The sequence below is a fragment of the Gemella sp. genome, from assembly GCF_057272915.1.
This window is the reverse complement of the sequence record NZ_DBHIUF010000001.1, coordinates 56671-82260: the sequence shown is the minus strand read 5'-3', so window position 1 is coordinate 82260 and position 25590 is coordinate 56671. Positions and strand designations below refer to the sequence as shown.

Below are 25590 nucleotides of genomic sequence, written 5' to 3'. Positions count from 1 at the left end.
CAAAAAAAGACTTGCATTCTAAAAAAATAATGTGTATAATGAATACAACAAAACGAAAAGGAGGAACTACAAATGAAACAAACAACAACTTTAAAATCTTGGCAAAACTGGCGTAGATAATGTTGTGTGTATGTTTTTATGACGTAGACGCAACTTTAGTGTACTCTAAAAAGTGTCTATGTCGGCTGTAGAAAAATCGTTTTAAATTTTGCAAAAGGGCCGTATAGAATTCTATACGGTCTTTTCTTTTTGGGGTAAAACAAAAAAATTATACAAATCTTATAAACCATTCGAAAGGAAATAAACAATTATGACAAACTTAGAAAATAACTTAAACAACTTAAAAGGATACTTTGGAGAATTTGGGGGAAGCTTCGTACCTGAAGTTGTACAAAAAGCTCTTGATGAACTAGAAGCAGCTTATGATAAATACAAAGATGATGAAGAATTTTTAGCAGAATATGCTCATTACTTAAAAGATTACTCAGGACGTGAAACTCCACTATACTTCGCTGAAAGTTTAACAAACCACCTTGGAGGAGCAAAAATCTACCTTAAACGTGAAGATTTAAACCACCTTGGAGCACACAAACTAAACAATGTTATCGGACAAATTTTACTTGCAAAACGTATGGGTAAAAAGAAAGTTATCGCTGAAACTGGAGCAGGTCAACACGGTGTAGCTACAGCTGCTGCCGCTGCCAAGTTCGGTATGGAATGTGAAATCTACATGGGAGCTCTTGATGTAGAAAGACAAAGATTAAATGTATTTAGAATGGAAATGCTTGGAGCAAAAGTTCACGCAGCTCAAGAAGGAGAAAAAACTCTTAAAGAAGCTGTTGACGCTGCATTCAAAGCATGGATTGAAAACATCGACGATACTTTCTACGTACTAGGATCTGCAGTAGGACCTCACCCATATCCTACTATTGTAAAAGACTTCCAAAAAGTTATCAGCCAAGAAGCAAAACGTCAAATCCTAGAAAAAGAAGGTCGTCTACCTGACTTAGTAGTAGCTTGTGTAGGTGGTGGTTCTAACGCAATCGGTGCTTTTGCTGAGTTCATTCCTCACGAAGAAGTAGCATTACTAGGAGTTGAAGCCGCTGGACGTGGTCTTGATACAGACCGTCACGCAGCAACACTAACACTTGGTACTGTCGGTGTTGTTGATGGTATGAAAACTTACGCATTATTCAACGAAGATGGTTCAGTAAAACCTGTTTACTCAATCTCTCCAGGATTAGACTACCCAGGTATCGGACCTGAGCACTCATTCCTAAAAGATGCAAAACGCGCTGAATACGTAAGTGCAACTGATGATGAAGCTGTTGATGCTTTACTTCTATTAACTAGAACAGAAGGAATTATCCCTGCAATCGAAAGTTCACACGCTCTTGCAGAAGTGATTAAACGTGCTCCAAAACTGGATAAAGATAAAGTAATTATCGTTAACGTATCTGGACGTGGGGACAAAGACGTAGCCGCAATTGCAGACTACTTAGAAAATAGAAATAAATAACAACAAAACATCGCATACTAGCTTTTCTAATATGCGATGTTTTTTTCAAAAATTACACCTTTATAACATTAAATTTATAAGTAAAAATTACTATAATTAACAAGTTAAAAACACTGATATATCAACCCTTGTAAATAGTTGATTATCTATATTTAATTTGATATAATCAAAGTCGGAGAGAGAAGTTGGAGAGTGTAAAGCTTCCGGTATGGATGGTGGCTACTTTTCTATGGAAGGAGATGGTGCTTATGCTCATAAGTAACAGAATCTGGAAGAAAGGAGTAGCAAGTTGTCTGCGTTTGAAATTATACAAACTATTATAGGTGTAAATCTTTTGATTTCAACTGTAGTTGGTGTATGTATCTCAGCACTTAAAAGAGACAATAAAAAATAACCATCTTTATACTTTGACCGGTTAAGATGATTATTTTTTATAATTCTTAATTAGAGTCACCGTCTTTAAAACGGCTCTCTCTTTTATAGCTTTATTCTAACATAAAAAAATATATAACGCAATAAATAATATCAAAACATCGCATACTAGATTTTCTAATGTGCGATGTTTCTTTTTTATTATTTTTTAAATTTTTTATGTAATTCTGTATAGAATAATAATCCTATTAACGTTAAGGCTATTCCTCCCATAGCTAATGATGTTTGTGAGATTAAAGTACTTACTAAAGTATAAACTCCACCAAGAATAGCTATTATAGGAACAATCGGATATAACGGAACTCTATATGGTCTTTCTAATTTTGGTTCTTTTTTACGTAGTATAATTACCGCAAGGAAAGTTGCTGTGTAGAAGAACCACATTACGAATACTAATAGGTCTGTTAACATATCAAAACTACCAGTTAACATCATTAAGAATGCTATTACTAGAAGTAATAATCCCGCATTGACAGGAACAGCACCTTTGTTTAACTTCGTCCATACATTTTTAAATGGAATCTGTTCACTTTTTGCCATTGCATAAGGCACACGAATCCCAGCCATCGAGAATCCGTTAATCGCTCCATATACACTAATCAATATACCAATTGTGATAATTTTACCACCAATACCACCGAACAACTTAGCAGCTACTTCACTGGCTACAGTTTGATTACCTGCAACATGATCTAATGGTAAAGTCATAAGGTAAGCTACATTTATAAGTACATATACAACCATAACAACCGCAAGCCCTAGGAAAATCGCTCTTGGTAAATCTTTTTTAGGATTTTTCATCTCTCCTGCCATACTTCCTACGTTAGTCCACCCTTCATAGGCAAACATCGCAGCAAGCAAAGCTCCTCCTAGTCCACTAGCAAACGAAATATCTTTCCCCGCTTCTATAGGGAATAATTGCAACGGTTGTGAGTCAGTTTGAAATAATCCAAATGCAATAATTACTATTAATGGTATCAATTTACAAATAGTAGCTACAGTCTGAATCGTTCCTCCGATTTTCCCACCTAAAAAGTTTAGAAACATTAACGATGCTGCTGCAGCAATGGCTATAGGAAGATGCCAAGTCTTATCTAAGTTTAATAAATTTAAAACTTGTGTAGAGAAGATAACCGCAAGAGCCGCTATCATCGCAGGGAAATAAATCACCGACTGAGCCCATCCTAATAAGAATGCTGCAGTTTTCCCATAAGTTCTTTCTATCCAAACGACCATCCCACCAACTTCAGGAATAGATGCCGCAAGTTCCGCAACGGTAAGACCTGCACAAATAGTAATAATACCAGCAAGCACCCAAGCAAGTAACCCTAAGCTCATCGTCCCTGTAGTTTTATAAATAACAGCAGCTTTAAAAAATACACCTGCTCCTATTACTGAGCCTATTACCGTCATAAAAGCCGGCATAAAGCCTATCGTCCTTTTTAGTTCATTCATTAAATAATCTCCTTATTTTACAGATTTTTTATACCTAATTATAACCTTTTATACACTAAAAAGAAAAAAGAAAAGACTCAAAATTTGAATTTTTTGAATCTTACTTCTAGTTCATTAAAAATAACACTTTTCTAAATATATAATTAAATTTTATATATTTATATTTTATTTATTTTGTATACGATAATTATTTCCATTGTAATTGTCATTTTCGTGTAATTCTTACTATTATTAACAATATTAAAATAATAATATTAATTCCTTAAAATCATTGATAATCACTAATTAATCTGATATAATCAAAATCGGAGAGAGAAGTTGGAAATTATAATACTTTCTACAAAGATGGTGGCTACTTTTTTACGAAAGGAGTTGGTGCTATGCTCACATACACTGAAAACTTGAAGAAGGGAGTAGCAAGTTGTCGGCATACGAAATTGTACAAACAATTATTGGAATAAACCTTTTAATTGTTTCAATAGTTAGTGCATGTATTATGGCATTAAAAAAAGACAATAAAAAATAACCATCTTTAAAACTTTGAACGGTTAAGACAGTTATTTTAAACTATAATTAATCAGAGTCACCGTCTTTAAAACGGCTCTCTCTTTATAATTTTATTTTAACATAAATATAAAATAAGTGCAATGAATAAATAATACTACAACTAATTTTATGAATAGTCATCTTAGATACACAAAACACACCACATACTAGATAATCTAATATGTGGTGTTATTATATTTTATATTTTCTACTTCCCAAATAATAATTTGAAGAAGTTTAATTTTTGACCATATCTTAATGTTGCTAATCTATATACTTTAACACTTGCAAATGCTACAAGTAATGTAGTTACAGCTAATATACCATAAGATAATCCTAATTCTTGGATAGATACATTGCTTATTGCATAGCGCGTAAACATTACAAAATATGATGTGAACGGAACATATGATAAAATCTCTGCAAGTTTAGTGTCTCCTGTTGACCCCATAATATAGTAGTTCACAAAGAATGCACCCATAAATGTTAACATTGGTACAGTTATCGCTCCGTTGACATCCTCAATTTTACTAACTAATGATGCGAATGCCGCATACATGAACATAAACATTACAAAGCCAGTTAAAGCAAACAGTAATCCGACACCAAGGACTTTCAAGTCTACATTTTCTATAATATGTTTAATATTATCGCTATATCTAGAACCATTAATTTTTAGACCTGCAAATAAACCACCTATGATTAAACCCATTTGAATAAGTACTGCAACCGATAAAGCTAGTACTTTTCCTAAAATTAACGTTCTAGGATTTACAGTAACTACTAATAATTCCATAGCTCTATTACTTTTTTCTTTAACAACATTTGTCGCAACTACACTACCGAATTGAATTACTGTCATATAAACGATGAATGTAAGAGCATAAACTACTACAACATTTATTACTTGAGTTTGAGCATCAGAATCTCCACTTACATTTACAGGAGTCGGTTGTGGAAGATGTGCTTTTACGTTAGTTACTTTATCATAATCTAAACCATTTTGTTTATAGACTAATTTTTCTACATTTTTTCCAAAAGCTTCTTTAAATTCACTGTTACCTTTACTAAAAATAGATTGTCTAGATAAATACTCATAACTATCTTTAGTTAAAACGATACCCTCATCTAATTTTTTAGCTTTAATGTCTTTTTCTAAATCCTCTTTACTATCATATTTTTTAGCTTCTTTTAGATCATCTAACTTAATATTTGCATCTTTTACAACATATGCACTACGATTGAAATTATCATTGCTCTCACCTTTAAAAAGATTACTGTTCGCAATCGATGGTATGAATGTTATACCTATAGCTATAATGAAATATATTGCCATAATAACCTTTGTTGATGTTTTGGCAAAAAATTGTTTTAATTCAAAATTAAATACTGTACTAAAATTTTTCATAATTACTTACCTACCTGTTCTTTGAAAATCTCTTCTAACGTTGGTTTATAAAGTTTAAATTCTTCTATGTTAAACGTACTTCCAGCTAATCTTGCTAAAAGTTCTTTTTTAGCTCCCTCTTCTTTGAAATCAAGAAGCACTCCCTCTGGCACTAATGAATACTCAATATCTAGTGGCACAGCTTTAAGATTAGCAAGCAGTTCCTCTTTCTCAAAACCACTAACACTCAAGATCATTTTTCCATGTCCTAATTGTTTTTTAATATAATCTAAATTACCACTTAGAGTAATTTTCCCTTTTTCTAGTATATTAATATCCTCACAGAATGTTTCCACAACTGGCATTTGGTGAGATGAGAAAATAACAAGTTTATCTTTTTTAATAAAATCTGTAATTATTTCTTTCAGTTTAGATACATTCACCGGGTCTAGTCCACTGAATGGTTCATCAAAAACAAGAATATCTGGATCATTCATAACACTTTGAATAATTTGAATTTTTTGCGCATTCCCTTTAGATAAAGTTTTTAATGCTTGTTTACTATCCTCTAATTCAAAGTACTCTAACCATTTTTTCGCTTCTGTTTGCGCTGCTTTCTTCTTCATGCCTTTTAACATTCCAAAGTACGTAAGTTGATCTACTAGTCCAACACCATCATACATTCCACGTTCTTCTGGTAAATACCCAATTTTCACCTTACTGTGATCTAGAGGTTTTCCGTCTAGTAAAATCTCACCTTTATCAGGTTTAAATATATCTAACAGAATTCTAAAACTTGTAGTTTTACCACTACCATTTCGTCCAAGGTATCCGTTAGCTACTCCACTTTTCGCTGTGAAGCTAACACCTTTAAGAACCTTTTTATTACCAAAGCTCTTCTCTACATTTTTAAATTCTAAAATCATAATCCATGCCTCTCTTTCTAACTTTTTAAAAGTTAAATCCCCTTTTATTCATCATTATTTTTTATTTCTTTTGTTAACTTGAAATATTTTGGTATGAACATTCCAAGTCCACCTATACAGTAACCAAATATACCACCTATTAATCCACCTAGCAACATGGCTAACACATCAGGTATTCCACTATTAATTACCCATTTAATATTAGTAAAATACGATACCCCTATTATACTTATTAAAATAAACAAAACTATAAATCTTAACAATCTGTACCTGATAAATTCTAATTCCGTCTCGGTATCAGTATATATTGGATACGAACTCGAAGTTCCTTCAGCTAGCCTAAACAAATTATAAAATTGAAACTTATGAAGCTTCCAGCCACTTACTTTATAATACTCTTCTATCTCTGGTGTAAAGTCTTTGTCAAAGATAAACTTATATTGCTTATCGCTAGTCTCTGAGACTTTCTTCATTCTAATCGCCACTATAGCCTCTTTATCGTATTCATATCCTTGAGCAGCAAGATGATTCATTTTATCCGCTACTTTATCATAGCTTATAAATACCGGAACATATTTATACTTCATAAATTCAATCCTTTCTTCTCTTCAAAAATAAATATTTTATAAAGAATGCTATATTTACAGCACCTAGCCCTAGACCAAAGCCAAAAAACATACCTGTAATAAAATCTATTACTTCAGATGGCATTAAAAATTTATTTATAATATGCGCCACCAAAGCTATAAGAAAGCATCCTAACATGATTTTCGCATTAAATCTTATTCTATATAGCCACATGTATTCTTCGCTTAAATTATCTGTATATAATGTAGTTGCCGTAGGTTCACCACGTAGTATCTGCCAAAAAATACCATTTCTAACTACTTCCCAACCGTTAAATCTGTAAAAATCTTGACGTTCTGCATCGAACTTTTTATCATATACCAGTTCGTATTTATAATCGGTTCTTTCTCCTTTTTCTAATAAAATTAAGAACCCCAGAAACTTTTTAAAATGCCAGCCCTTTGCACTATATCTTTCTAACTTTCTCATGAGTCTTTTATTTGTTAAAGCAAAGGTATGTATCACCTTATAGCTACTCATTACTTCCACCACCTATAAACTTCTTAGCTACATCGAGTAAAAACTGTCGAAGTTTTAAATTTTTCTCCAAAACTTCCATACCCTTTGGAGTAATATGATATTCTTTTTTTGAATTATCGATTTCCTTATCTTCTATCCAGCCTACAGAAACCATCTTACCTAAAGTTGTGTACATTGTCGCAGGTCCAATAATAATATTATTATCAGTAATTTCTGCCACCTTTTGCATTATTAAGTATCCATGAATAGGTTCTGTTAAAGCTAGAAGCGTAAAAAATATACTATCCGTTAATTCGCCCGTTTCATAAGGGCTTAACTTTGCCATTTTATCCCTCCTAACTTAATTAGAGATACTCTTTTTATATATCCATCATCGATATATCTATCTTTGATGTAATTATATATCCATCATTGATATAAGTCAAGAGATTTTTTATTAATTTTCTCAAAAACTTCCAGTAGTTAATTCCTAAAGTAAATTACAATTTAAAGAAAACTGGAATTTAACCCAAAACAAATAACTTCTAATCACAAATCAAATACAAACGAACTAATTAATTCGGGGGGACTGACCCAAAAGTCCTAAAATTTAACAAAGTGTATATGAGAACTCATAGACGCAGTGATTTATTGATATCTAAATTCGCTTTATAAAAGCTTTTAGATATCTAATAAACTGTGCGAGTATGACTCAACAAATCTTGTTTCTCCAAAATCGCGATTTTTGAGTCACTCCCTATAACCTACTCTCCATAAATTATCCTTCAAGCATTCAGCGTTAAAAGTATTTTTAAAAATGAATTTATATATGTAGTAATATAAACTATAATATGATAGAATAATCCTATAAAATAAAATCTATAAAGTAGACTGTATTCGTCTATTTTACTCAAAGTTAAGGAGAGACAAATGACAAAATCACTAAAAAAATACTTAATGATTATTGCAACAGTTATTCTTTCGATAACTCTTGCTGCTTGTAGTACAGGCGCATCTAATGAGCAAATTATAAGTAAATCAATAGAAACATCTAAAAATCTAAAAAGTACTGACTTTGTAGCAACTAACAGTTCTGAAATCTTAGTTGGTGAACAAACTCAAACAGTTGAAAATACTGTATCAGGATCTCTTATTATCGATCCATTCGCAATGAAAGCTACTACAGAAGTAAAAGCTCAAGGTCAAAGCCAAACACTAGATCTTTACATTAAAGACGGTACTGCTTACGCAAAATCAACAGGACAAGATGAGTGGGTGAAAAGTGCAAACAACAATATCACCGCTCAATTCGAAAACCTTAAAAAAATTGCCAACTCTGATCAAATCTTAGATTTTTATAAAAAAATCTCTAAAGATTTTAAAAAGACAGAAGAAAATGGAAACTACGTTCTAACATATACTGGAAGTGGAGATCAATTTAAAGAGCTTATGGTAGCTATTGCTAATGCATCTTCTGGAAACGAAGTTAATGCTGAAGCCTTCAACAATGTAGAATTTAAAAACGTTTCAATCAAACTTGTAGTTACTAAAGACTTTACACCTGTAACTAACGAAGTTTCTATGGAACTTGCTACTAAAAACACATCAACTCCAACTACAATGAAAATCAAACAAAACATCAAATACTCTAACGTGAATAACGTTAAAGAAATCAAGCTACCTGATGGAGTGAAAAACGCTAAAGAAGTAGCGACTGATACTCAAAAATCAGAATAATAATATTGCCTACTTACTCGAATAGTAAGTAGGTTTTTTATTAATCAATTTTATATTTCTACAATTTAAAAATTAAGGTTAAATTTTTAAATACTTTATTTGAATATCTGAGTTTATGTAAATATATCCTTTCAGTTTACAACGCTCTTTTCATCTAGTATAATAATATGTACGATTAAAATATTAGGAGGTAATTTAAAATTATAATTATAGCGCCCGAACTAAGTTCTAAAGGTTAAATTGAATTTAGTTGACGAGGAAAAAAGTTATCGAAAATTCGGCGGATGCTTTTTCGGAACCAGAGAATTTCGTTAGATAATGTACAATGGGGTGTACCTTTGTATCTTTAGGAACGTAGTGACGACAAGATACTTAGGTACAGCGTATGCAACAGCAACTTAGTTTTTAAGGAAGAATGACGCTAAAAACTTTAGTTGCCACTGCTGGGGTGTACTTTACTATTTCTAGGAACAAAGTGACGACGAAATAGTTAGGTGCAGCGTATGCAACAGCAACTTAGTTTTTAAGGAAGAATGACGCTAAAAACTCTAGTTGCCACTGCTGGGGTAAATCTTAATATTTCTAGGAACGAAGAGACGACGAAATATTTAGATATAGCGTATGCAACAGCAACTTAGTTTTTAAGGAAGAATGACGTAAAAAACTTTAGTTGCCACTGCTGGGGTGTACCTTTGTATCTTTAGGAACACAGTGACGACGGAATATTTATGATAGATAAAAGTATAATATTTCTCAATGTATGTTAAATCATACCTAGTCGCAGTGGTTTATTGATTTCAAAGTTCGCTTTAAAAAGCTCTTTTGAAATCTAATAAACTGTGCGGGGGCGACTTGACAAAATCGATTTCTTCGAAATCACGATTTTTAAGTCGCTCCCACAGCGTATGCACCATCTAAGGAACGTAGTATTAGATATAATCACCCTTCAAAATCATTATCACCTCTCTATAGGCTCATTATGTCTTCTTTTAAGATTTACATAAACTCGAAGGAGTATATTAAACTCAATGAAGTATAATATTTTTGAGCATAGGTATAAAACTTTATAGTACTTTCTATAAAAAATAAATTAAATAAAAAAGCGAGGAATTTTTAATATGTGTGGAATTGTAGGATTTGTTGGAGAAGCAAATGGAGTTAAATTTTTAATTGATGGACTTAGCAGCCTTGAGTACCGTGGATACGACTCAGCTGGTATCGCTGGTGTTGTTAACGGAGAAGCTAGCGTTACTAAGTCTGTAGGTCGCATTAAAAATCTAGAAGCCCTAATCCCTGAAGGACTTCACCTAGAATTAGGTATTGGTCATACACGTTGGGCTACTCACGGTGGAGTTAACACAACTAACTCTCACCCTCACCAAAGCTTCAACAAACGTTTTATTTTAGTTCATAATGGAGTTATCGAAAACTTCCAAGAACTTAAAGAAAGATTTTTCAAAGGTGTAGAACTTGTTTCTGAAACTGATACTGAAGTTATCGTTCAATTAGTACAGGTTTATAGTGACCGTGGTCTTGACACTAAAGAAGCTTTCAAAAAAGCTGTATCAAAACTTCAAGGTTCTTATGCACTTTGTTTAATCGATACTGAAGATAAAGACACATTATATGTAGCAAAAAATAAGAGTCCACTTCTTATCGGACTAGGAGAAGAAAATAAAAACTATGTTGGTAGTGATGCTTTAGCAATGATTAAATATACTAACAACTTCTTAGAAATCAACGATGGTGAATTTGTTATCGTGAAAAAAGATAGCGTAACTATCGAAGATAAAGAAGGTAATGTTGTAGAGCGTGAAAGTTTCTCAACTAACTTAAACGCTGGAGAAATCGATAAAGGTATCCACGAACATTACATGATTAAAGAAATTCATGAGCAAGTAGGAGCTATGCGTAACATCATCTCTCACTACTTCGATGGACATGATGTTAATATTGACAGCGAAATTATTAACAATGTAAAAGATGCTGATAGATTATACATTATCGGATGCGGTACAAGTTACAACGCTGGTTTAGTAGGAAGAAATTATTTTGAAAAATGGGCTGGTATTCCTACAGAGGTACACTTAGCATCAGAATTTGCTTACAACGTACCATTATTATCTAAAAAACCAATGTTCATCTTCCTTTCTCAATCAGGAGAAACAGCTGACCTTCGTGCCGTACTTACAAAATTACGTAGCGTAAGTGCAGATTATAAGTTCTTAGTACTTACTAACGTTGATGCTTCAACTTTATCTCGTGAGTGTGATTACACATTATTACTTCATGCAGGTGTTGAAATCGCCGTTGCCTCTACTAAAGCATACACTGCTCAAATCGCAACATTAAGCATACTAGCTTATGAAGTAGCTAAACAACTTTCTAAACAACCTAAATTTGATATCGAGCAAGAATTATCAGTAATTACTTCTGCAATCGAATCAATTTTAGATGATACAAAAACTATCAAAGACTTAGCTAAAAACTTATTCACAGAGCGTAATGCATTCTATATCGGACGTGGAATCGACTACTATAGTGCATGTGAAGCAGCATTAAAACTTAAAGAAGTTTCTTACATTCAAACAGAAGGATTTGCCGGAGGAGAATTAAAACACGGTACTATCGCTCTTATCGAAGAAAGAACACCTGTTGTAGCTCTTATCACAAGCGCTAAACTAGATTTAAACACACGTAGTAACGTAAGTGAAGTAGCTAGCCGTGGTGCTAATACTCTAATTATTACATTAGAAAAATTAGCTCGTAAAGGTGACTACGCTATCCCTAACGTAAACGAAGATCTTGCTCCAATCGCAAGTATCGTAGTTACACAACTATTCGCATACTACGCAGCCTACACTAAAGGACTAGATGTCGATAAACCACGTAACTTAGCTAAATCAGTAACAGTAGAATAATTTTAAAAATAAAATATTTGAGCAGCTCTAGAAAATTATTTCTGAGCTGCTTTTATCTATTTTTTAAAAAAAGTTAAACCTTTTCACTTTACAACCTAGCAACTTCGGTTTATAATAAACGTATAAATAATAAATTTAATTATCTTCGGGGCAGGGTGAAATTCCCGACCGGCGGTCAAAGTCCGCGAGCGCAAGCAGATTTGGTGAAATTCCAAAACCGACAGTACAGTCTGGATGATAGAAGATATAGAATAAATAAACTTACACATACAGTACATTACGTATGTATATTTGCTGTACTTCGCTTAAGTGTAACGCTTATTTTTCATACCTTTCAGTCCCGCTTTAAAATTTTTAAAGTGGTGTTTTTTATATCTAACGTGATTTAGAATACACCTTTTTAAGAATAATATTGCGGCTATTTTATTGCCTATGAAGATAGGAAAGAGGTTTTAAATGTATAAAAAAAATGTTCACTCACTAGTTTTGAGTGGTATGCTTGCAGTTATTGCTCTACTTCTATCTTTTTTTAGTTTTGCTGTGCCATTCTTGCCACCATTTCTAAAATTTGATTTTACGTTCATCCCGCTATTCATGGCGTTGTTATTATTAGGATATAAAGATGCTCTTTTAGTATCATTCTTAAAAAACTTCCTACACTTCGCTTTATTATCACATGAACCAATCGGATCGATTGCTAATATAGTAGTAGAATTCACTTTTATCAGTATCATCGTTCTTTTCTATAAAAAAGGTACTGCTAAGACTATTATTGGTGGAATCTTAGGAACACTAGCAATAACAGTATTCATGTCACTTCTTAACTACTTCGTATTACTTCCAGCATATGGATATATTATGAATCTAGCAGACATCGTGACTAATGTAAAAACAATCGTAGCTGTTGGTATCGTGCCATTCAACCTACTTAAAGGTGCCTTAGTAACATTCTTATTCTTCGTTACTAAGAGTGTTTATAAATCAATACCAACTAGTATTCGTAGCCGTTTCGCATAATAATATTGGATACTAATTAATTTAACCATGAAAAATCCTCCATTACATCACCTTACTGTAATGGAGGATTCCTTTTTTATTAATTTCCTAGGAAATACTTATCATAATTATTCAAGAAAATCCAAGTTAAGGGGGCAGAAAAATAAAAAAAATCATTTTCTGCCCCCTTAACTGCTATTTATTCAATAATTCATCCAGTTTTTCTGAATGTGATACTTCTTCTACATTCGTATCTTTCTCACTTATCACTGTATCGATATTTAATTTTTCATCATTATTAACTATTAGACGAGCATAGATTTTCTCTCCGACATTTCTAATACTCTCATAATCAATCTTATAATCTTTAATCTTCGCTTTTGCTGTAAATGCAAGTTTATCTTTTTCTAAAATTATTTTTTCATAAAAACCACGTGCATCAGCAGTCTTCACGACTCTAACAATCTCCTTATATTTAGGATTATTTTTCATATAAATAACGCCACCAACAGCTGCAATAAAAGTTATCGCTCCAAATATTTTCTTTCTCATTTAAACATTTCCTCCTTTTTTCTTCAACCAATTGGAGATTCTTAAACTCCCTTATTAGTAAACTTTTTTAGTTAACTTTTATATTATAACTTTTTAGACTTTTTTGCAATAGTTTTTTTAAATTCAATTTTATCAAACTCAAAACAACCTCAATTACCTTATTTTGCCATAATTGCCTATCAGTAAAATAAACATATTAAATCGCCTTTATACACCTTTTATTCCTAATCAATAATGGTTATCTGTAACAATTTATTAATACGTGTGTTTTAGTACAAAAAATGTTATAATTATACATGACTAGACTATTTAGAGAGGTTATAAAATGAGTAAAGCTATTTTAGTAATGACATATGGAACACCTGAAGAATATACATTCGAAGGTATAACAAAATTTTTCACAAATATTAGAAGAGGAGTCCGTCCTAACGACGAAGAAATCAATCTACTTTTAAAAAATTATCTTCGCATTGATGGTTCTCCCCTTCAAGATATAACACTTAAAGAAGTTGAACTTTTAAGAGAATCTGTAAAAGATGAATATAAAGTATACTTTGCCAATAAATTTTCTTCACCTTATATCCCTGATATAATTTCAAAAATGGAAGATGATGGTATAGAGGAATGTATTTGTTTAATTCTTGAACCACATTATTCATTCTACTCTATTATGGGTTACGAAAGATTTATTAAGAGTGATAAAATTAAATTCAATATAATAAAATCTTGGTACAAAGAAGAGAAGTTAATTGAATTCTGGGCAGATGAAATCAAAAAAATTATTACTGAAAAAGTAAAAGAAGATAGCTACAAGGTAGTTTTTTCTGCACACAGCGTACCCGAAATTGCTTTAAAGTATAATGATCCATATGTAGATCAGATTTTTGATATGACAAAACTTATAGCTGAAAAAATAGGTCTTGAAAAAGAAAACTATACGAATACTTGGCAAAGTGAAAGTGATATTGGGATGCCATGGATTAAACCTGATGTTCTCGAGTACTTAAGAGAGCAAGAAGAACATCCTAAGCATTATATATTTGTTCCACTTAGCTTTATAAGCGAGCACATCGAAGTTCTTTTCGATAACGATGTTGAATGTCGAGAACTTTGCGAGGAGTTTGGAGTGACTTATCATAGACCACCTATGCCGAACTACGATTCTCGTTTAATTGAGGCTCTTGTATCAACGATTGAAGCTAACAAAAACAATCCTTTTATTTCTCATAATCCAGAGAAAACAACATTTAATGAAATGGATAAACCAACAGGAGAAATGCCAGACTTCGTTAAAGCAATGTTAGCCAATAAAAAAGATGGTGAAAAACCTGAAATGCCAGACTTCGTTAAAAAAATGCTAGCTAATAAAAAAGATGGTGAAAAGCCTGAAATGCCAGACTTCGTTAAAAAAATGCTAGCCAATAAAAAAGATGACGAAAAGTTAGAGATGCCAAATGTCGTTAAAAAAATGTTAGCTAACAAAAATACTAATACAAAAATTAAAATCCTCCATCTTATAAAAAAGATAATAAGTAGAAAATAAAACTGAATAAATTTTTTCCAAAATTAAAATAAAACTCTGTTACCTTCTTTCCAGTAGCAGAGTTTTTAAATTGCACAAAATATATAAACTTATTGTAACTCTACCTATGAATATCATTTTAATAAACTATATATTATTTTACTATTTATACTATATTCTAAAGTATAAATTTATGCTTACATATAAATATAAATGTAATATTACGATAATCTATAATTTTAAATTAGCTAAATTTTATTTTATATTTAGTTTAAAAATTCACTCTTTTATGTTATAATAAAAGTGAAAATTAAAGGAGGACTAACTTTTATGAAAAAAAATAAAATTACACTAGCTTTATCGAGTATATTACTTTCTGTGTCTTTAATAGGATGCAGTAGTGGAGATGGCCTTAACCGTTCTGCAAAAGATGGAAAAGAAAACGAAGTAGAGAAAGCATCGATAAAATTAGTTAAAGCAACAAAAACAGGGGACTACAACCTAATCAGTGCAGACGAATTAAAAAAATCTATCGATAGCAAAGAAGACATGCTTTTAATTAACACAATTCCTGCAGATCGTTTTGAAAAAACAAAAATAAAAGGTGCTGTTAACGCTGGTCTACCTAAAGAAATGAAAGATTTGAAACCAGAAGAAAAAGAAGCATTCTTAAAAACATTAGGAGACAATAAAGATAAAAAAATAGTTATCTACTGCGGTTTTGTAGCCTGTGAAAGAAGCCACGTCGGTGCAGTATTAGCAAAAGAAGCAGGATACAAAAATGTCTATAGATTCCCGGGCGGAATTGCCGCATGGCTAGATGCAGGAAATAGCATCGATAAATAGTATAAACCCTTGCATCTGTGGATAATTATAAGGGTTTACCTCACTCTTGCAGTATATATTTTAGAATTTGTGGATAATTATGAGGATTTACTTCACAAACACTTTAAACAGATAAATTTTATAAAAAATTATTTTTGCTAAATCGACTCCCTTTTTTTGGCAAAACATGATTATTATTTTATCAAAAAACAATTTCGCCCTATAAAGAGGCAACTTTCTCCCGTTGCCTCTTTATTTTTTTCTTGTAAATTTGAAAATATCCCTTTTAAACAAAGGTACATTATCAAAGTACTCACCTTTATAAAAGGGATGACACTTTAACAGCCTCTTCACCGTTAAATACGTCCCTAAGAAAAAACCAAATCTCTTATAACTCTCTAAAGCATAACTTGAGCATGTAGGAGAAAATCTACACGTTGGTTTTGTGTAACGAGATATGTATCTCCTATATAAATTTATTAAAAATATGCACAATCTTGCCATCGATTCTACTCCTTTCATAAATAATTTTATCAACATAAAATGTTTATTTCAACTTATTCAACCAAAATCCCCAGCCTTCATCATAAATAATGATTATCATTTATAATTTTTCACCTCAGGAAACATTGATAAATCAACATTCTTTTTAGAGAATAATTCTCAATAACTTTTATGAGCTTATTAACTTTACATGAGAAATTCATAGTGCTATAATTTAATCATAAATTAAAAATAAAGGAGAAAAATTAAAAATGACACGTAAAACAGAATTAAACAAACTTGTTGCTAACTTAACAGTATTATACACAAAATTACACAGCTTCCACTGGTATGTAAAAGGACGTAGCTTCTACACACTACACGAAGTATTTGAAAACTACTATGACTACACAACAGAATCTTTAGACGAAGCAGCTGAAAGATTATTAGCAATCGGAGGTCGTCCAGTTTCTACACTTAAAGGTGCTTTAGAAATCGCAACAATCCAAGAAGCAACTGAAAAAGAAACAACTAAAGAGATGGTTGCAGCTGTATTCCACGACTTCGAATTATTAATCAATGATTTAACTCACCTTATGAGTGTAGCTGAAGAAGAAGGAGATCAAGGTACTTCTGACTTAGCATTAGGATTAAAAACTCAATTAGAGAAAAACGTTTGGATGCTAAAAGCTTACTTAGCAGACTAATATTAAAAAACTATTCATTGCTTTTATCGCAGTGAATAGTTTTTTCTTTATTTAAACACCTATCTATGAGCTATAACCTTTTCTATTCAATACATTTAGGTTTATAGCATCTACATAGTAATTACTAACTCGTCCATCTTTATCACTTATTTCTACATTCCACGTCGGTATCAATACTTGATTTTCCGTTTGCGAAATATAAGTATAATAGCCTAAAGTAGTACGAACACGGCAGTTTTTAGGAATTAAATCCTCATGATATAACCTATTTATCGCTTGATTAGACGAGACCAATGTTTCATTCTTGTCTTTTCTTATATTCGAAACGCCTGTTAATGTGAAGTTTTTTATATCTCCATTTTTTTCGACACTAAAAACTATTCGTGCATTCTTATTCGAAAATACTCTAAAGTTATCTATTTGTTGCTCATAAATAACTTCATTTTTAGATGAATTATAACTAGAAAAAATATAATTTGCACTCAGCTTCATCTTCTCTAATAGGAATGAATCTAACTCACCTCTATAACTACTTTTATTTACATTCGTAATAGAATTTTCCGAACTAACTTTTAAAGTAGATGTCTTATCTATATTTTCAACTTCGTACTTTAAACTGCCTTCTTCTTTTCTAACATCTTTCAAATCAGAAATCGTTACATTTACATAGCCAAGATTATCACGTTTTGTAGTATTTTCTTCTACAGTTATGTTATCATTTTTCATAGCACGCTCTATTATTTCTTTTTCTTGAACTATTTCAGTTTTATTTTTCTGAACAGTATACACATAAAATGTTAACAAGACAGCATTTAACGCAACGAATAGGTAAATAAATAATGTCTTCATCTTACCCCAGTTCATAGTCTCTCTCCCTTGTTTATCATTTCTTTTAATTTTTTGAAACTTACATATCTATCATTATATTTCACATACCATGCTGGTACATAACTAAAACTATTTCTATCTTTGTTATAAATCTTATCATACCCCAAAACTATATCACTTATCTCTTTAAGGTTTACTCTATCATAGAGATAGTTAATTACATATTCAGTCTTCTCAACAGAATACAGTTCCGCTTCTCTTGATGAAAGATACGTTTTTGTCAGTTTTTTCGGTGATGTTAGTCTATATATTCCACTACTGTTATCCTCTGAAATAATATCCGCATGCCCATCTTTGCTAAAAGCTATCGAATCCTTATAAGCTTCTTGGAAAATAGTAATTCCTTCTAGAGCAGTAGTAAGTTGATAATCTGTATCACCTACATACCCCAACTCTAAAAAGCTCATCGTATTATTTATAGCAACGGTAGCTCCAACTTCTTTTCCACCTTCATTAGATGGATTTGTATACAATAATCTATTATTTATAGATCTTAATATTCCATAACCATCAGTCACTTCGTCTTCATTACTAATTCTAAGATTATCTTTTTTCTCAAAAATATCCTTAGCCAGTTTGTTTAAGTTAACATCTTCTGTACTATATTCATCTATAGTATTATCCTCGTCAGATTCTTTCAAATAGATAAACTTATTATTTAAACTGTATTTGGCATAAGTTTGCTTTTTCTCATTAAACTTATTATTTACTTTTCCATATATTTCTTCCTTCAAAGTAATCTGTAGATAGTTTTTATCATCTTTCTTATATAGATAAATCATATTAGGTCTATCTTTTAGTAAAACTATCGTATCAAATTCTAAACTTATATTAGAATTTTCCTCTGAAAAGAATAGTGGTTTTACCAATGCAGAGTCTAAAGTTACCTGATAATTTATCATGATTTTTTCAACATTATTCGTTGTAATATCCTCTATATTTCGGTTTCTAACCCTAGACTCTGTACTCTCACTATCTGAGATTATCGACAACAAATCTTTCAATACCCTTTTATTCTTTATAGCATCGACGGTTGCCACCTTCGTTATAGAATTCTGAACTATCGGCTCTTCTCTTGATCCCTCATAATTTTTTACAACACTATCAGGAATCAAAAAATTTAAAAGATTATTTTTATCTGATTCAACTGTCTTCTGAGTAGATCTTTTCGTAAAAATCTCATAATCTGGTTGATAAGTAATAATAAGATAGGATAGGGTTAAACTCATTAAAACTAGCATTCCTAATACAACTGATTTAACAGTTTCTTTCCTTTTTCTTTTCATATTATTTACCTCTATAACCATTCATCATCAATTTGTTCACAAGGGAGCGTTACAAATATTATACTTCCGTACCCTTCTCTACTTTGTGCCCAAATACGACCTTTATGGGCATCTACAATAGTCTTAGCTAACGCTAATCCTAAACCTGTTCCTCCCATACTTCTTTGCCTACTCTTATCAACTCTATAGAATCTATTAAAGATTTTGTCAATATGAACTAATGGAATACCCACACCTTCATCTTTAATTGATATACTTACCCTATTATGGTGATAATTTTGTCTAACTCTCACCGTGATATTTTTACCATCTGGAGAATATTTAATCGCATTATTTACAATATTATCGAACACCTGTGTAAGTTTATCCTGATCTCCTTCTACGAATATCGGACTCTTAGGAATATGTTTTATAAAGTTTTTCTCAGGATGTGTTAAAGCGAATCTATCCGTAATCTGTTCAAGCATTTTGTTTATATCTATAAACTCTTTTTCATAATGCTCCTCTTTAATATCCATCTTACCAAGTTGCATTAATTCATTTACCATTCTAATCATACGAGTAGTCTCTTTGTGAATAGTATCAATAAACTGCGGTGCCAACTCCTTATCTTCAAGTACCCCTTCTTCTAATGCTTCGATATAACTGTTCATCGTCGTTAGAGGTGTACGAAGTTCGTGTGATACAGTCGATACGAATTCACGACGCTCTTTTTCTTGACGCTCTTGATCAGTTACGTCATAAAGCACGATAATGTATCCCTCTAACTCCGTTGACATCTGAGTTAAATCTTCCTTATCTTCTTTTTCTATCTTAGAAATTTCAGCTCGTAAAAGCAATTCATCATCACTTTTTGAAGCATTCACCAGAAGACTATCTTCCGCTTCCAATATTTCTTCTATACTCTCGTATTCAGTAATATTAAGAATTTTCAGCACATCTTTTCCGATGAAAATTTCATCATTACGACCGCCTAGCATATCCTCAGCACTTGTATTTATAAGGATTATTCTACCATTATTATCTGTTGTAATAATCCCATCCATCATACTTTCGATAATCGTCGCAAGCTTCCTACGTTCCGTTTCAGTCACAGCCTGCTCTTCTTCAATTCTTTTAGAAATTTGGTTAAACACTTTTGCCAAATCTCCAATCTCATCATCTGCATCTATTCCAACTACCGTCCCATAGTTTCCTAAAGCCATCTTCTTAACCTGCGAACTCATCTTCTCAATAGAACTCGTTACCGTTTTTGAAGCAACAAATCCAATAACCGTAGTAATCAATATAGATAGGATAGTTCCTACAATGAAAATTTTAGAAATACCATTTACCTCTTGATAAACACTTTCGATATCTGCCATAAGAGAGACTACACCGACAACCTCATTATCCTTTTTAACAGGACTTACATAAATCCAAACACGCTTATTACTATCAGCATTATTTTGAATCTGCTTAATACTCTCACCTGTTTTTATAACCTGACTTACAAGAGGATCAAATGATCTTTTAGCAAGATATTCATCATTTCCATTTTTTGATGAAGTCGCTAAGATTTTTGAATCATTATCTATAACATTTACTAATAATAACTTTTGAATATTAAATTCACTAACAAGCTTAGCTATACCACTCTTCGAATCTCTACTACTTTTTGTAGAATCATCCGGAACAAGGTTATCACCTAAAACTTTTGAATTATCATTATTATTGCTGCCATTAATCTTATCAAGTTCTTCTCTCACATGGTAGTTTAAGATTTTTTCTTGTTCAATAATATTTTGTTCAAATGTATTTATATTACTATTTCTTAATTGTGTTGTAAAGAACAATCCGATAAGCTGCAATGAAATTATATTAACTAATACATAAACTATTACGAACTTAGTTCGGATTGATGAAAAGAATCTTTTCTTAAATCTCTTCTCGAAAAAGCTCATTACTCTTCACCTATAAAGTACCCAACACCACGGCGTGTCATTATATATTCAGGTTGTGATGAATCATTCTCTACTTTTTCACGTAGTCTTCTTACAGTCACGTCCACAGTTCTCACATCACCGAAGTAATCATAACCCCATACTGTCTGTAATAAATTTTCACGTGTTAAAACTTGTCCACGGTGTTGCGCAAGGTAGTAAAATAGGTCAAATTCTCTACGCGTTAAATCAATTTCCTCACCATTTTTCTTAATAACGTAAGCCTCTGGATAAATAACAATATCCTTAATCACAAGATCTCCACCGATTTTTTCTTCAACAACTTCTTCTTGTTGCTTAGTAACACGACGTAAGTTTACCTTAACCCTTGCCATAAGTTCACGTGTTGAGAAAGGTTTCGTTACATAGTCATCCGCTCCAAACTCAAGTCCAAGAACTTTATCTATCTCACTATTTTTCGCCGTTAACATAATGATAGGAATATTCTTTTTAGCACGTACTTCTCTACACACTTCCATTCCATCTTTTTTAGGTAGCATTAAATCTAACAAAATTAAGTCTGGATTATCATTAAAAGCAAGTTCTACCGCTTTTTCTCCATCATTAGCGACGATTACATCGTAACCTTCTTTTTTTAAATTAAACTCTAGTATATTAGCAATCGGTTCTTCATCATCGACTACTAGTATTTTATATTCTGCCATTTTCTTCCTCCTTAGATTTGTACTAAGTATTAAATAATATATATTCCTAATTATATTTTTTATAAAACATTTTTTAGAGTATACTTTCTATTTTTTAACCTGCATATTCTCATCATTGTGAGTATATATATAGCTATCAATATTATATCATTTTTTTCTATGAAGTTACAACTTTAAGCAAACGATTAACTCTCTATCAGTGTAGTGTTACAATTGATGTGAAACAAAATATAAAAAAAGAAGAGTAAATCCTGTATAATGAAATTACGACAAATCAAAAAAAGGCAAGAGTTACAGAGAAGCTATCTTCTCTGTAACTCTATCATATCAAGTATTTATTTTTAACTTTTTTTATCTCACATCATTTACAAATGTACAAAGCAAACGATTAACTCTCTATCAGTTATGCGAAAAACACAAAATTTTATAACAAGCTGCAACCCATGTTAAACAATTCCAGTAATCTTACAATAAAAAGACTCCTCATCTGACAAAAACGTCAGACAAGGAAGCTATTATAGTTCTTCTTTTTTCTTCGCAATATTGTCTAATATAGCTTTGATAAAAAACTTAAAATTAACATTATAAGGATTTTTATTCAAGGTATCGATCACAGTATCACTTACTAATAGTGTATTCAGTTGATTCTCTAATTCTTCTATGCGCTCTTCTGAAAAATTACTAAGAATACCCACCTCGGCTAGGCTAAAATCCTTATATTCTAACGATAAAAGATCACCATCTTTTTCTTTGTTCTCAAAAGAACTACCAAAAGATTTTTGGTATATATCTAAGAAACTCTTTATACCATGCATTCCAGCTTCTTTTACAATAATTTCATCACCCACATAGTAACCAATCGACAGTAGCTCAGAAATTCTTGTAAATATATCATATTCAGAAACAACTCTCTTTACATCACCTGTGAAAGTTGCTTTTTTAATAGCCGTTTTCTTTACATTTCTAAGATATTTTTTCATGCGCATAGCATACAGTTCACCATCTTTTTCCTTATCCATAAAAATATCTATACCGCCTATTAAATAAATAGGTGCAGCATTAAAAACTATACTTTCTTGAACATCATATTCTATCGCAACACGTTGCGCAATACTTCCACCTAATGAATGACCCGTCAGAATAATATTATCACCATACTTTTTCTTCATGCGTGTATAAAATCTATAACATGGTGTCATATGCTCCGCTTGTCCGAGACAAATACCTACTACATCAGCATACATATCTTTCTGCCTATCGAGATAAAAATTCGTTCCCGTATAAGATAAAATATAGTTCCCTTTTTCAGTATTTTCAAACAGCGTTCCACTACTACCTGTCTTCACATCATAAAAACTACTGACATAATTCAGATCTTCCGGGAAACTTCCTACTGTTTTTTGAAGATTGATATATTCTCTTATCATGGTTTTTGGAATTTTTATTTTATCCATCGCTTCTATATGGTATACAATAAACGATGCGTAACTCGTTATCGCAAACAATCTTTTCATCCTCTTCTCCTATCACTATACTACTTGATTTTCTTTATTATCAATTAGTATTTTATCATAAACCATGAATTATTTCCTATTTTTTAGTTAAAATCAGATTCTAATAGGTTAATTTTTCAATTTTTTTAATTTTTATTCTCCTCGAATTTTATAATTGATTATTATTTTCAGTTATTAGTTTAAAATAGAATATTTTTTTGTTATAATAATTATATCAATTTAATTAATACGGGATTAATTTTTAAAAATATTATTCCAACATCCTAGGTAGGAGGCTTATTATGAAAATTTTACTTGCTTACTCTAGCAAAACAAAAAACACTAAAAAGGTAGCAGAAGCAATCTACGAACAGATAAAAGCTTTAGGAGAAGTAGATTTACTCGACATAAAAAAACAGCGAAAAAAACTAGAAAAAGAATATGATTTCTATATTCTAGGGGCTTGGACAGATAAAACTAACGCCAACAAAAATATGCAACGTTTTATCGATCAACAAGAAATATATGGTAAAGATGTCGCATTATTTTTAACATGCGGTGTCCCACGCGAGCATTACCACGCTGATGATTCTATTAATAATTATATTGCCTTTATGGAAGAGAGAAACAATAGAATCCATGAAACTTTCGTCTGTCAAGGCAAGGTTGACCCAAAGGTTATGATAGTTTTCAAAATCCTTACTTGGCGTGATCCTAACTTTATTCACAAAGTTACACCAGATCTTGCCGACATGGTTAAAGAATCAAAAAAACACCCAAATTCGAAAGATTTAAAAGACGCTCAAAGTTGTTTTAACAATCTACTAGAACATAAAATATCACACGCATTAGTATAACTTAACACTAAAACAAAGGTAGTTATCCGTTTTTAACAGGTAACTACCTTCTATGTTTTTATAATATCAAATACTACCTTCCCTTCAAGATAACTTTAATTAATAGTGAACTATTTTTTTCATTAATTAGGACTTTAAACAATATAAATTAACAAAACTATTTTAATTAATATATATCAATTTATAAGTTTACTTTATAAAAATCATATCCTTATAAAACTCATAATACCAGTGATTTTTAGATTAGAAATCACTCTTAAGAGTTATAGCCGCTGTCTCTTATATAAACAGTACACCTTATGTTTAAATATTAAAATTTTACTATTACTAAAAAATATTTTGACTTTTATTAAAATTAATTGTAGAATAACTAAAGTGGGAGTGACTCAAAAATCGTGATTTCAGAGAAATCGATTTTTTTAGAGTCACCCCTGCACAGTTTATTAGATATCTAAAAAGCTTTTATAAAGCGAATTTAGATATCAATAAACCACTGCATCTAAGAGTTCTCATATGAACTTTGTTAAATTTTAGGACTCTTGGATCAGCAATATTAAACTAAATATTGAAATTTTAGCTATAGAATTTCTTAGGAGGAATTATGATAAAAAAAGAATTTAATAGTCTTCTGAAAAGTAAAGGGCTAATTATCACCATGGCTATCGTTCTTCTGGTACCAATTTTATATGCAGGAACTTTCTTAAAAGCAGTCTGGAATCCATATAATAACACCGGAAATATGAAAGTCGGTGTTGTTAACTTAGATAAAAAAGTCGACCTTGATGGAAAAACTCTAGAAGTTGGAAATTCAATGGTCGAAAAACTAAAAGATAACAAAAAAGTAAATTGGCAATTCGTCGATAAAGATACAGCCGATAAAGAATTACGAGAAGGAGATTACTACATGGTAGTTACTATTCCTGAAAACTTCTCTAAAAATGCTAGCTCATTATCAAACGAAAATCCAGAGAAAATGAACATTGATTTTACAACTAACTTTACAAAGAGTAAAAATGGTGAAAAAATCATGGAAACTGTAGCGAGTAATTTAACAAATACAGTTAAAGATCAAGTTGTAAAAACTTATACAGCAACTCTATACAGTAAATTTTCTGAACTAGGTTCTTCACTTCAAAAAGCTGCAGACGCTACAAACCAACTGAACAATGGCCTTGGTCGTCTTAGCGAAGGGGGGCAAAAACTAGGTGGTGGTATTAATCAACTTACTGATGGTTCTGGTCGCCTTGCTGCCGGGCTTGGTCGTCTTAGTGAAGGGGGGCAAAAACTAGGTGGTGGTATTAATCAACTTACTGATGGTTCTGGTC

At 31.5% G+C, this 25590-nt stretch carries 22 protein-coding genes and 1 riboswitch; of the genes, 9 read left to right on the top strand and 13 right to left on the bottom strand.

Annotation, left to right across the window (positions count from 1 at the left end; genetic code table 11):
• Window positions 1–310 precede the first annotated feature (310 nt).
• Complete coding sequence (trpB, locus tag ACO6OL_RS00380) at window positions 311–1519, top strand: tryptophan synthase subunit beta (protein WP_485501747.1); 1209 nt, start codon at window positions 311–313, stop codon at window positions 1517–1519.
• Window positions 1520–2092: 573 nt separating this feature from the next.
• On the opposite strand, the gene ACO6OL_RS00375 is transcribed toward trpB, so the two are convergent.
• The 6 genes from ACO6OL_RS00375 to ACO6OL_RS00350 form a co-directional block, all read right to left on the bottom strand.
• Entirely contained in the window at window positions 2093–3406 is a 1314-nt protein-coding gene (locus tag ACO6OL_RS00375) for an APC family permease (RefSeq protein WP_485501746.1), read from the bottom strand.
• 754 nt (window positions 3407–4160) lie between these two features.
• A complete protein-coding gene (locus ACO6OL_RS00370) occupies window positions 4161–5360 on the bottom strand; it encodes an ABC transporter permease (RefSeq protein ID WP_485501745.1) in 1200 nt (399 codons plus the stop codon).
• Window positions 5361–5362: 2 nt separating this feature from the next.
• The gene (locus ACO6OL_RS00365; RefSeq protein ID WP_455486263.1) at window positions 5363–6265 is read right to left on the bottom strand and encodes an ABC transporter ATP-binding protein; all 903 of its coding nucleotides are present in this window, start codon (window positions 6263–6265) and stop codon (window positions 5363–5365) included.
• A 44-nt stretch (window positions 6266–6309) separates the two neighbouring features.
• Window positions 6310–6852, bottom strand: a complete 543-nt coding sequence (locus ACO6OL_RS00360; protein ID WP_485501744.1) for a hypothetical protein — start codon at window positions 6850–6852, stop codon at window positions 6310–6312.
• A 4-nt stretch (window positions 6853–6856) separates the two neighbouring features.
• The gene (locus tag ACO6OL_RS00355) at window positions 6857–7372 is read right to left on the bottom strand and encodes a DUF2812 domain-containing protein (protein WP_485501743.1); all 516 of its coding nucleotides are present in this window, start codon (window positions 7370–7372) and stop codon (window positions 6857–6859) included.
• Window positions 7365–7697, bottom strand: coding sequence for a PadR family transcriptional regulator (locus ACO6OL_RS00350; RefSeq protein WP_485501742.1), 333 nt, complete (start codon window positions 7695–7697; stop codon window positions 7365–7367). Before ACO6OL_RS00350 ends, ACO6OL_RS00355 begins: the two co-directional genes overlap by 8 nt.
• Before the next feature lie 584 nt (window positions 7698–8281).
• On the opposite strand from ACO6OL_RS00350, the gene ACO6OL_RS00345 reads away from it, so the two are divergent.
• From ACO6OL_RS00345 to ACO6OL_RS00335, 3 genes are all read left to right on the top strand, one after another.
• Window positions 8282–9088 (top strand): DUF6612 family protein, encoded by an 807-nt coding sequence (locus tag ACO6OL_RS00345; RefSeq protein WP_485501741.1) that lies wholly within the window; start codon window positions 8282–8284, stop codon window positions 9086–9088.
• Between the two features lie 1118 nt (window positions 9089–10206).
• Window positions 10207–12009 (top strand): glutamine--fructose-6-phosphate transaminase (isomerizing), encoded by a 1803-nt coding sequence (glmS, locus tag ACO6OL_RS00340; protein WP_485501740.1) that lies wholly within the window; start codon window positions 10207–10209, stop codon window positions 12007–12009.
• Between the two features lie 137 nt (window positions 12010–12146).
• Window positions 12147–12259, top strand: a riboswitch (FMN riboswitch).
• A 206-nt stretch (window positions 12260–12465) separates the two neighbouring features.
• Complete coding sequence (locus ACO6OL_RS00335) at window positions 12466–13026, top strand: ECF transporter S component (RefSeq protein WP_314160611.1); 561 nt, start codon at window positions 12466–12468, stop codon at window positions 13024–13026.
• Between the two features lie 174 nt (window positions 13027–13200).
• Here ACO6OL_RS00335 and ACO6OL_RS00330 read toward each other — a convergent pair whose 3' ends face one another.
• Window positions 13201–13557: a DUF1310 family protein gene (locus ACO6OL_RS00330; RefSeq protein ID WP_485491558.1), complete on the bottom strand. Its 357-nt coding sequence runs from the start codon at window positions 13555–13557 to the stop codon at window positions 13201–13203.
• Between the two features lie 325 nt (window positions 13558–13882).
• Between ACO6OL_RS00330 and hemH the strand changes: the two genes are divergently transcribed.
• Window positions 13883–15100: a ferrochelatase gene (gene hemH / locus ACO6OL_RS00325; protein WP_485491557.1), complete on the top strand. Its 1218-nt coding sequence runs from the start codon at window positions 13883–13885 to the stop codon at window positions 15098–15100.
• A 309-nt stretch (window positions 15101–15409) separates the two neighbouring features.
• Window positions 15410–15925, top strand: coding sequence for a rhodanese-like domain-containing protein (locus ACO6OL_RS00320; protein WP_485501739.1), 516 nt, complete (start codon window positions 15410–15412; stop codon window positions 15923–15925).
• Between the two features lie 231 nt (window positions 15926–16156).
• Here the strand turns inward: ACO6OL_RS00320 and yidD are convergent, their stop codons facing one another.
• Window positions 16157–16408: a membrane protein insertion efficiency factor YidD gene (gene yidD, locus ACO6OL_RS00315; RefSeq protein WP_314397461.1), complete on the bottom strand. Its 252-nt coding sequence runs from the start codon at window positions 16406–16408 to the stop codon at window positions 16157–16159.
• 251 nt (window positions 16409–16659) lie between these two features.
• On the opposite strand from yidD, the gene ACO6OL_RS00310 reads away from it, so the two are divergent.
• Window positions 16660–17094: a Dps family protein gene (locus ACO6OL_RS00310; protein ID WP_485501738.1), complete on the top strand. Its 435-nt coding sequence runs from the start codon at window positions 16660–16662 to the stop codon at window positions 17092–17094.
• A 63-nt stretch (window positions 17095–17157) separates the two neighbouring features.
• On the opposite strand, the gene yycI is transcribed toward ACO6OL_RS00310, so the two are convergent.
• From yycI to ACO6OL_RS00285, 5 genes are all read right to left on the bottom strand, one after another.
• The gene (gene yycI, locus ACO6OL_RS00305; protein WP_485501737.1) at window positions 17158–17958 is read right to left on the bottom strand and encodes a two-component system regulatory protein YycI; all 801 of its coding nucleotides are present in this window, start codon (window positions 17956–17958) and stop codon (window positions 17158–17160) included.
• On the bottom strand, window positions 17955–19268 hold the full coding sequence (gene yycH, locus ACO6OL_RS00300; RefSeq protein ID WP_314160618.1) for a two-component system activity regulator YycH: 1314 nt from the start codon (window positions 19266–19268) through the stop codon (window positions 17955–17957). The genes yycI and yycH overlap by 4 nt, the downstream gene beginning before the upstream one ends.
• A gap of 11 nt (window positions 19269–19279) precedes the next feature.
• Window positions 19280–21211, bottom strand: a complete 1932-nt coding sequence (locus ACO6OL_RS00295) for an ATP-binding protein (RefSeq protein WP_485501736.1) — start codon at window positions 21209–21211, stop codon at window positions 19280–19282.
• Window positions 21211–21915, bottom strand: coding sequence for a response regulator YycF (gene yycF, locus ACO6OL_RS00290; RefSeq protein WP_314160620.1), 705 nt, complete (start codon window positions 21913–21915; stop codon window positions 21211–21213). Before yycF ends, ACO6OL_RS00295 begins: the two co-directional genes overlap by 1 nt.
• Before the next feature lie 515 nt (window positions 21916–22430).
• The gene (locus tag ACO6OL_RS00285) at window positions 22431–23429 is read right to left on the bottom strand and encodes a Tle-like phospholipase domain-containing protein (protein WP_485501735.1); all 999 of its coding nucleotides are present in this window, start codon (window positions 23427–23429) and stop codon (window positions 22431–22433) included.
• A 281-nt stretch (window positions 23430–23710) separates the two neighbouring features.
• Here ACO6OL_RS00285 and ACO6OL_RS00280 point away from each other — a divergent pair, with 281 nt between their 5' ends.
• On the top strand, window positions 23711–24265 hold the full coding sequence (locus tag ACO6OL_RS00280) for a flavodoxin family protein (protein ID WP_485501734.1): 555 nt from the start codon (window positions 23711–23713) through the stop codon (window positions 24263–24265).
• A 601-nt stretch (window positions 24266–24866) separates the two neighbouring features.
• Window positions 24867–25590, top strand: a 724-nt coding sequence (locus tag ACO6OL_RS00275) for a YhgE/Pip domain-containing protein (protein WP_485501733.1), incomplete at its 3' end; no start/stop codon positions are given.